General features: G+C 63.5%; 1 protein-coding gene. It reads left to right on the top strand.

The annotated features are described in order from the left end of the window. The first annotated feature begins 2 nt into the window (after positions 1–2). Positions 3–1,193 (top strand): elongation factor Tu, encoded by a 1,191-nt coding sequence (gene tuf, locus IGX34_RS21935; RefSeq protein WP_192557894.1) that lies wholly within the window; start codon positions 3–5, stop codon positions 1,191–1,193. Position 1,194: the final 1 nt, after the last annotated feature.

Here is a 1,194-nt window from a genome sequence, read left to right as displayed (position 1 = left end):
TCATGGCAAAGGGTAAATTCGAACGCACCAAGCCGCACGTGAACGTGGGCACGATCGGTCACGTGGACCACGGCAAGACGACGCTGACGGCGGCGCTGACGAAGATCGGCGCAGAGCGTTTCGGTGGTGAATTCAAGGCGTACGACCAGATCGACGCGGCGCCGGAAGAAAAGGCGCGCGGTATCACGATCTCGACGGCGCACGTGGAATACGAATCGCCGACCCGCCACTACGCACACGTGGACTGCCCGGGCCACGCCGACTACGTGAAGAACATGATCACGGGTGCGGCGCAGATGGACGGCGCGATCCTGGTGTGCTCGGCCGCGGACGGCCCGATGCCGCAGACGCGCGAGCACATTCTGCTGTCGCGCCAGGTGGGCGTGCCGTACATCGTGGTGTTCCTGAACAAGGCAGACATGGTGGATGACGCCGAGCTGCTGGAACTGGTGGAGATGGAAGTGCGTGAGCTTCTGTCCAAGTACGAGTTCCCGGGCGACGACACCCCGATCATCAAGGGTTCGGCGCTGAAGGCGCTGGAAGGCGACCAGTCGGAAATCGGCGTGCCGGCGATCATTGCGCTGGTGGATGCGCTGGATACGTACATTCCGGAGCCGGTGCGCGTGCTGGACAAGCCGTTCCTGATGCCGGTGGAAGACGTGTTCTCGATCTCCGGTCGCGGCACGGTGGTGACCGGTCGTGTGGAGACGGGCATCATCAAGGTCGGCGAAGAAGTGGAAATCGTGGGTATCCGCCCGACGGTGAAGACCACGGTGACGGGCGTTGAAATGTTCCGCAAGCTGCTGGACCAGGGCCAGGCGGGCGACAACGTGGGCCTGCTGCTGCGCGGCACGAAGCGTGAAGACGTGGAGCGCGGCCAGGTGCTGGCCAAGCCGGGTTCGATCACGCCGCACACCGATTTCGAGTCGGAAGTGTACGTGCTGTCGAAGGACGAAGGCGGCCGTCATACGCCGTTCTTCAAGGGCTATCGCCCGCAGTTCTACTTCCGTACGACGGACGTGACGGGTGCGGTGGAACTGCCGGAAGGCGTGGAAATGGTGATGCCGGGTGACAACGTGAAGATGAAGGTCGCGTTGATCGCTCCGATCGCGATGCAGGAAGGCCTGCGTTTCGCGATCCGCGAAGGCGGCCGTACCGTCGGCGCCGGCGTCGTCGCCAAGATCCTCAAGTAAG

It is taken from the genome of Dyella acidiphila, from assembly GCF_014863405.1.
Lineage (GTDB): Bacteria > Pseudomonadota > Gammaproteobacteria > Xanthomonadales > Rhodanobacteraceae > Dyella_B > Dyella_B acidiphila.
This window is presented reverse-complemented; position numbering and strand designations above follow the sequence as displayed.

Bases quoted from the DNA above. Each gene is read 5' to 3' on its own strand.
- tuf (WP_192557894.1), top strand. From the start codon at position 3: ATGGCAAAGGGTAAATTCGAACGCACCAAGCCGCACGTGAACGTGGGC.